This window comes from Mesorhizobium sp. WSM4976 (assembly GCF_029625685.1).
Lineage (GTDB): Bacteria > Pseudomonadota > Alphaproteobacteria > Rhizobiales > Rhizobiaceae > Mesorhizobium.
Map to the genome: position 1 here is coordinate 49,604 of NZ_JARTVT010000013.1, position 8,069 is coordinate 57,672.

Sequence of the window (8,069 nt, forward strand, 5' to 3'; positions counted from 1 at the left end):
CCGGGCTGTCCTCATATGAAATCAGGGTGCCCAGAACACCTCTATCCGTCTCGGCGCCGCTTCGAGCACGCTTCGGATCGGCTTTTTCGCGCCTGGGCCCGTCGCGCCGTTGAACGCTATGCGCTTGTCGTCGCCTTCGATATGCAGCGCGACGAAGCCGGCGGCGACGATGCGCGCCATCGACAGCGTCAGCCGCGGCTCGCCGCCGCTCGCCGCATGCACCGGCAGCACGATCCGCTGGGACGCCGGGTCGAGCAGCTCCTCGAGGTTGCCGGCATCGGGAAAAAACGAGGCGGTATGGCCGTCGCCGCCCATGCCTAGGATAACCACGTCGAGCGGCCAGGGCAGCGACCGCAGCGCTTCGCTGTCCGCCACCGCGGCGTCCTCGATGCTTGCCGCCTCATGGTAGAGGGGCACGAAGCGCGCCGCCGCGGCCTTGTTCTGTAGCAGGTTCGCCGCCACCAGTCCGGCATTCGATCGCGGCGAGGAGGGCGGCACGAAGCGCTCGTCGACCAGCGTCACTGTGATCCTGTCCCAAGCGATCGGCGTGGTCGACAGCGCGGCGAACAGCTTGGCCGGCGTGGTCCCGCCGGACACAGCAAGCAGAGCGGTGCCATGTTCCGCAACGGCCCCGGTCAACCGGTCTGCGATCTCACCGGCAAGCGCCGTCGCGAGGTCCTGGCGATCGGCAAAGCCGTTCCAGCCGTAGCTGACCTCGCTCAATTGCTCTCGTGCCATGTCCGTCCGTCACGTTCGATAAGCGCGATGGAGGCCGATGGCCCCCAGGTTCCGGCGGTATAGCCCTGGGCTTCCTGCCTGGCGCTCTCCCAGGCGTTCTGGATCGGGTCGATCCATTTCCAGGCCGCCTCGACTTCGTCGCGGCGCATGAACAGCGTCTGGTTGCCGCGCACCACATCCATGATCAGCCGCTCATAGGCGTCCGGCGCGCGTGCGTCGAAGGACTGAGCGAAGCTCATATCGAGCGAAATCTGGCGCAGGCGCATGCCGCCCGGGCCGGGATCCTTGATCATGATGTATTGTTTGACGCCCTCGTTCGGCTGCAGCCGGATCACCAACTGGTTGGCGAAGATGGGCCCGGCGCTGTCGCCGAAGATCGAATAGGGGATCGGCTTGAACTCGATGACGATTTCCGAGACGCGGGCGGCAAGCCGCTTGCCGGTCCTCAGATAGAAAGGAACGCCGGCCCAGCGCCAATTGCCGATCTCGGCCTTGATGGCGACGAATGTCTCGGTGTTGCTGTCCTTGCCGAGTTCCTCGACATAGCCCTTGACGGGACCGCCCGCCGAGGCGCCGGCGCGATACTGGCCGCGCACCGTATGCTTGGGCGCCTCGTTGCCGTTGATGCGCTTCAAGGCCCGCAGCACCTTCAGCTTCTCGTCGCGCACCGCGTCAGCGTCCATGGACGACGGCGTTTCCATGGCGACGAGGCAAAGCAGCTGCAGAATATGGTTCTGCACCATGTCGCGCAGCGCGCCGGCCTTGTCGTAATAGGTGACGCGGTCCTCAAGCCCGACCGTCTCGGCGACCGTGATCTGAACATGGTCGATATGCGCCGAATTCCAGAGCGGCTCATAGAGCGCATTGGCAAAGCGCAGCGCCATCAGGTTCTGCACCGTTTCCTTGCCGAGATAATGGTCGATGCGGAAGATCTGGCCTTCGTCGAAATCGTCACCGACCGCGTCGTTGAGGGCGCGCGCCGAAGTGAGGTCGCGGCCGATCGGCTTTTCCAGCACGATGCGCGAATTCGGCGTGATTAGCTTGTGCTCCTTGAGCTTGTGCGAGATGTCGCCGAACAGCGCCGGCGCCACCGCGAGGTAGAAGGCGCGGATGCGGTCGCTGTTGCCGATCGCCTTCTTGAGCTCCTCGAAGCCGGCGCCTGTGGTCGCGTCAGCCGACACGTAGGAAAGCCGCGCCAAGAAAGTCTCAAGCTCCTTGGCATCGACATCGGCCGGTTTCACGTGCTCGGATATCGCCTTCCTGGCGAAGGTCCGGAATTCGGCGTCGCTCATCTTCGCGCGCGATGTTCCGATGATGCGGGTCGGCTCGGAGAATTGATGATCGCGCTGGCGATGGTAGAGCGACGGCAGGAGCTTGCGTTCCGACAAGTCGCCGGTGCCGCCGAAGATGATGAAGTCGAAAGGATCGACAGGAATGATCTGGCTGGTCATGGTCAGTCCGATTTGATGCCTGATACCGGCAGCGTGGTTGGTATATTCTAATCGATTTAAATTTTCCAGTGCCATGGTGTCACAGGCAGGACCAATCGCTTGCACTTGCATCGGTCCATATGTTTCCCGACACTCGCGCGGCCGGCAGGTTTGTAGGCAAGCCATGGCTTCCGGCAGCGTTCGCGCATGCACCATAGAACGTGAATGTGACGAAAGCTAAAGGAGATGGCTGCGGAAATCCAATGAGCGGAAAAGCCATGCGTCTGGAAAACAAGGTCGCCATCATCACGGGTGCTGCGTCGGGCTTCGGCGAGGGCATGGCCAGGCGCTTTGCCGAGGAGGGCGCGCGCGTGGTCGTCGCCGACCTCAACGCCAAGGGCGCCGAGCGAGTGGCCGATGAGATAGGCAAAAACGCGATCTGGACCCAGACCGACGTGTCCCTGCGCTCCGAATTCGACGAGATGATCTACGCCGCCAAGAGCGCCTTCGGTCGCATCGACATCATGGTCAATAATGCAGGCTTCACCCACCGCAACGGCGATATGCTGGGCGTCGATGAGGAAACCTTCGACCTGATCACCGCGGTCAACATGAAGGCGATCTACCATGCTGCGCTCGCCGTCGTGCCGATCATGGACCGGCAGGGCGGTGGCGTCATCCTGACCACGGCCTCGACGGCAGGGCTTCGCCCAAGGCCGGGCCTCACCTGGTACAACGCCTCCAAGGGGTGGGCGATCACCGCCACCAAGTCGATGGCCATCGAACTGGCGCCGAAGAACATTCGCGTCAACTGCCTTTGCCCGGTAGCAGGCGAAACCGCCATGCTGGAGAAATTCATGGGCGCCGACACGCCGGAAATCCGCGAAAAGTTCCGCGCCTCGATCCCGCTCGGCCGGCTCTCGACACCCCTCGACATCGCCAACGCGGCGCTGTGGCTCGCCTCGGATGAAGCGGCCTTCATCACCGGCGTGGCGCTGGAGGTCGACGGCGGGCGCTGTATTTGAGCAGTTTGACTTCACGGTCCGTCGCAAGGATAACGGATCGGGGTAGGGGAACTGGGCGTGGTCAAGATCAGGCTGCGGGAAATTCGCGACGATCTGAGCTGGCGCATGCGCCGCTATCGGGCAGGGCGTGCTCGTGCTCGAAGCAGGGCTGTCTTCATCGGCATAACCGGCAGTTCCGGCAAATCGACGGCAACCAGCCTGCTTGGGCATATCCTGGCCGGTCACGGCACGGTCCATACGCAAGTTCTGGCCAACACGCTCAAGGCACTCATCCGCACGCTTTACAAACGTATGAGACGGGCGGGCAAGGTCGACTACGTCGTGTTCGAAGCCGGCGCGTTTCAGCCCGGCTCAATCCGACCGATGGCGGAGATGTTAAAGCCGGATGTAGCGGTCGTAACGATGGTCAGACTGGAGCACTTTGCTCAATTCCGGAGGCTGGAAGCCGTCGCCCAGGAAAAAAAGTCGCTGGTCGAGGTGTTGCCGCTGGGTGGGCTCGCGATCTTGAATGCCGACGACCCGCATGTGCTCGGCATGGCTTCGGACGTGAGGGGCCGTGTCGCTACCTTCGGCCAGTCGGAGACCGCAGACTATCGTGTAACGGATGTTCATGCCGCCTATCCGAACCTGCTTGGATTTTCCCTGCGCTGGAGTGGTGGTGCCATCGACGTGCAAACACCTTTTCCCGGCGAGCACTTCTGGCTGCCGGCGGCTGCCGCCATTGTTACGGCACTGGAACTTGGTGTTCCGCCGGAGGAAGTCGTGGCCAGGACGGCATCCTTCGAACCTCTGGCCAACCGCTGCAAGGTGGAGGCGATCGATGGCGGCCCGCAATTCATCATCGATGCCGCCAAAGCGCCATGGCATTCGCTGAATATCGCGTTCGAGATGGTGGCCAAAGCCCGGGCTGTTCGTAAGCGGATCGTTCTCGGCCAGATTTCCGACTACGCCGGCTCGTCGCGGAAATATCGCACTGCCTATGGCGTCGCGCGCGGTATCGCCGACGAGGTTATCTACACTGGCGACAATGCCCATCGCTCACGCGCGAGCCAGGCGGACCGCGACAGCGGGCGTTTCCTGGAGCTTCGTACTCCGAAGGAGGTCTCGGACCACATCAAGCAGACGGCGGTCCCCGGCGAACTGATCCTGCTCAAGAGCTCCGCCAATCTTCATTTGGAGAGGATTGCGCTGGCATGGACCCACGACGTCAAATGCTGGATCCCGGCATGTGGTAAGAACGAAGGGTGTTACACGTGCGGCTTGTACGAGGTGCCGTTCGAGGAACACGAGTCCTTCCTCGCAAGTCGCAGGGTTGAGCGTAGAAGACGTCGCTTTGGATGGCTGCTTGGCGGATTGAATCTCACGCGCCCGTCTTGACGTAACTCTTGTAGACCCAGCCGTGCTTACCGTTATAGACGATCTCGCACCACTGCTTGCAGTTCATCACCTGCACCGACGCCTTGGCGGGTACGGTGACGATCGCGGCTGCGCCCTTCTTCGGTCCGGAACGCATGGTGACGGCTCTCAAGATGCGTCCGTCGGCGGCCGCGCCGACCTTTTGAGGTTTCGGTTTGGGCTGCGCCGCGTCGTCCGTCGCTGCCGGATCGGCCTGTGGCTTTGCCTCGGGAATGGCGGCGGTCTGGGCGCCGTCCATCTTGTCGTCCGGCGTCTTCGCGGCCGTCTCGCCCGCCGGTGCGGGTTCGGCAACCTGCGACAGTGCGTCCGAGGCGTCGTTCTCCGCGGCCGGTTCGGCGAAGGCCGTGTCGGTTGATTGCGCCGGGATTGTGTCGGAGGCCTGCTTGGATGGGGCCGGCTTATCCTCGGTCGGGGCAGGCAGGGTCTGAGCATTGGAAGCCGTCCAGCGGGGGCTGTTCGATGCCAAGGCCGGGATGCTGGCCTCGCGAGCGGCCGTCGTGGGCGTGACCGCATCCGCCTTGCGCGCGGCCTGTGGTGCCGAGGCCACGGTCACCGCCGCCGCCACCGGAGCGATCTTCGTGGTCTTCACCGGGATTGTCGGAACCGCCTGTTCGGCGCTGGCCGCGGCAACCTGCCGGCCGCTGCCCGGAATGCACAACCAGAGCGCCACCGCGGCCACGCCGAGCAGCGCGGCCGTGCCAACGGCTGCAATGACCAGATGCGCGTTCGACTGTACCCTCTGCCAGAAGGACGGCCGTACGCTATAGCCGAACTGCATTGTAAAGCGCTGCCGTTCCGGCGTGCCGAAACTGAAGGGCCCGTTCACTCAAACCACCTCCAACAAGTGGGCCGACGTTCTTTCGATCATTGCCGCGAGGGTTGGCGTCGATCGGCATCGGTCCCGAAATCAGTGCGGGACAAGGCCCGCGAAATCCCCGGATTTTCGCCCATAATCGCATCTTTTACTGTTGATTATGGCATGAGTGAGCCAAATTGCGAAATTTTGCGCGCTTGTTAAGGCTTCCACAACCTGCTGCGTGCCAGCCGCCATCGTCGAATCGGAGCTCGACCGGGCGCCAGCTTCAAATCCTGTCGCGCAGCGCGAACCAGCTGAGCGCGAGAAACAAGAGCGGCGCGCGAAGGCGACGGCCGCCGGGGAAGGCGGGGATATTCAGGTCCTCGATCGGTTTCAGGCGGTCGCGATTGCCGGCAATGGTCTCGGCATAGAGCTTGCCGAAGAAGGTCGACAGCATGACGCCGTGGCCGGAATAGCCGCCGATCGAAATCACATTCGGCATCACCTCGCGCACGAACGGCTTTCTCGGCATGGTGATGCCAACATAACCACCCCAGCCATGCGTGATCTCGACATCCTTGAGGTCAGGGTAGAGTTCGGCGATCTGCCTGCGGATGTGGATATGGATGTCTTTCGGATCGTTGACGGCATAGACCTCACGGCCGCCGAACAACAGCCGGCCGTCTTTCGACTTGCGGAAATAGCGCACCACGAAGCGGGAATCATCGACCGACTCGCCGCCAGGTAGCACTTTGGAGGCAGCGCCGAGCGGAACGGTCGCGCCGATGAAAGAGCCTATCGGCATGATATGCGCCGCGCTCACCGGCTCGAGATTGCCGCCATAGGCATTGACCCCGATCAGGCATTTGTCGGCTGTGATCGTGCCCTTGCGCGTCGTGACCTTCACCTTGCCGCCATTGGAAATGATGCCGGTGGACGGCGTGTGCTCGAAGAGATGTGCGCCGGCCGCTGCCGCCACTTTTGCCGTGCCGATCACGAGCTTCAGCGGATGGATGTGACCGGTGCCGATGTCGCGGGTGCCGCCGAAGTAGCGGGTGGAGCCCAATCGTTCCGCTGTCTCCGCCTGGTCCATGAAGCTCACATGCGGATAGCCGAAGCGGGTCGCCATGATCTCGGCGTGGCGTTTGTAGTCGTCGACGTAACGCTGCTTGTGCGCCACGGAAAGCTGGCCCGGCATATAGTCGATGTCGATCGCGTTGGTGGCCGCGAAGTCCAGCAGATGCGCCTTAGCTTCCTCGGCCATGTCGAACAGCGCCCTGGCGCGGGAAAGGCCATATTCGACCTCCAACTCCTCCGCCCAGGCGCGCTGCCCGGTGCCGAGCTGGCCGCCATTGCGTCCCGATGCGCCGTCGCCGAAGCGGTAGGCCTCGATCAGCACGACATTCGCACCCGCCTTGGCCAGATGCGCCGCCGCTGAGAGGCCAGTAAAGCCGCCGCCGACGATGACGACGTCGCAGGTCCGATCACCATCGAGAGGCGAGTACTCAGGGCGGGGTCCGACCGTATCCTCGTACCAGGACCGTCCAGGGGAGATGGGGGATTGGTAGGGCATGATGCTCGCAGCAGGGGAGTAGGGGAGTAGGGAGTAGGGCAGTAGGGCAGTAGGGCAGTAGGGCAGTAGGGCAGTAGGGCAGTAGGGCAGTAGGAGCTACTCCCCTACTGCCTTTCCTCACACATTCAGCAGCAGATATTCCCGCTCCCAGGGGCTGATGACCTCCATGAAGGTCTCGAATTCGGCCCGTTTGATCGCCGCGTAAGTAGCGGCGAAGGACGTGCCGAGGATGGCTGCGAGTTCCTTATCACCCTCGAACAGGTCGACCGCTTCCAGCAGGCTGCGCGGCAGGTCAATCTCGTCGGCGTTGGCCGTGGTCAGCACCGGAGGCTCCGCGTTGACCTTCCTGGTCATGCCGATCAGCCCGCAGGCAAGCGACGCGGCCAGCGCGAGGTAGGGGTTGGCGTCGGAAGACGGGATCCGGTTTTCGACGCGGCGCGCCGCCGGATCCGAGCGCGGCACGCGGAAGGCGGTGGTGCGGTTGTCATAGCCCCATTTGTTGTTGACCGGAGCCGAGGCCTGTTGCGTCAGCCGGCGGTAGGAATTGACGTAAGGCGCGAACATCACCAGCGCGTTCGGCACATGCTTCTGCATTCCGCCGATGAAATGGAAGAAAGCGTCTGTCTCAGAGCCGTCCTCGGCCGAGAAGATGTTCTTGCCGGTCTTCTTGTCGACCACAGACTGATGGATATGCATGGCCGATCCCGGCTGCCCCTGGATCGGCTTTGCCATGAAGGTGGCGTAGATCTCGTGCTTCAGGGCCGCCTCGCGGATGGTGCGCTTGAACATGAACACCTGATCAGCGAGCTCGATCGGATTGCCGTGGCGCAAATTGATCTCGAGCTGGCCGGCGCCTTCCTCGTGGATCAGCGTGTCGATCTCCAGGCCCTGCCGTTCCGAGAAATGGTAGATGTCGTCGATCAACTCGTCGAACTCGTTGACGCCGGCGATCGAATAGCCGGCGCCGCCCCCCCTAGGCCGCCCCCAGCGTGCGCCGGGCGGCGGGAGCGGGTTGTGCGGGTGCGGGGTGTTTGGCACCAGGGAGAATTAGATCTGAGGCGCCCCCACCCGCGTCAGCCCCCGCGCGTCAA

Annotated in this window: 6 protein-coding genes and 1 pseudogene; 2 read left to right on the forward strand and 5 right to left on the reverse strand. The window is 63.2% G+C overall.

Annotated features, from left to right (window positions below):
• Positions 1-21 precede the first annotated feature (21 nt).
• A complete protein-coding gene (gene pgl / locus P9272_RS17305; protein ID WP_278161450.1) occupies positions 22-738 on the reverse strand; it encodes a 6-phosphogluconolactonase in 717 nt (238 codons plus the stop codon).
• A complete protein-coding gene (zwf, locus tag P9272_RS17310) occupies positions 720-2,189 on the reverse strand; it encodes a glucose-6-phosphate dehydrogenase (protein WP_128261253.1) in 1,470 nt (489 codons plus the stop codon). Before zwf ends, pgl begins: the two co-directional genes overlap by 19 nt.
• A gap of 257 nt (positions 2,190-2,446) precedes the next feature.
• On the opposite strand from zwf, the gene P9272_RS17315 reads away from it, so the two are divergent.
• Entirely contained in the window at positions 2,447-3,193 is a 747-nt protein-coding gene (locus tag P9272_RS17315) for an SDR family oxidoreductase (RefSeq protein ID WP_128261267.1), read from the forward strand.
• A gap of 57 nt (positions 3,194-3,250) precedes the next feature.
• A complete protein-coding gene (locus P9272_RS17320; protein WP_278161451.1) occupies positions 3,251-4,570 on the forward strand; it encodes a Mur ligase family protein in 1,320 nt (439 codons plus the stop codon).
• On the opposite strand, the gene P9272_RS17325 is transcribed toward P9272_RS17320, so the two are convergent.
• The 3 genes and pseudogenes from P9272_RS17325 to P9272_RS17335 form a co-directional block, all read right to left on the reverse strand.
• Positions 4,554-5,435 carry an SH3 domain-containing protein gene (locus tag P9272_RS17325; RefSeq protein ID WP_278161453.1) on the reverse strand — a complete coding sequence of 294 codons (882 nt, stop codon included), beginning with the start codon at positions 5,433-5,435 and terminating at the stop codon, positions 4,554-4,556. The two genes, P9272_RS17320 and P9272_RS17325, sit on opposite strands and share 17 nt — an antisense overlap.
• Before the next feature lie 256 nt (positions 5,436-5,691).
• Positions 5,692-6,978, reverse strand: coding sequence for an FAD-binding oxidoreductase (locus P9272_RS17330; protein ID WP_278161454.1), 1,287 nt, complete (start codon positions 6,976-6,978; stop codon positions 5,692-5,694).
• Between the two features lie 117 nt (positions 6,979-7,095).
• Positions 7,096-8,069: pseudogene (locus tag P9272_RS17335) on the reverse strand (glutamine synthetase family protein); the annotation flags it as partial.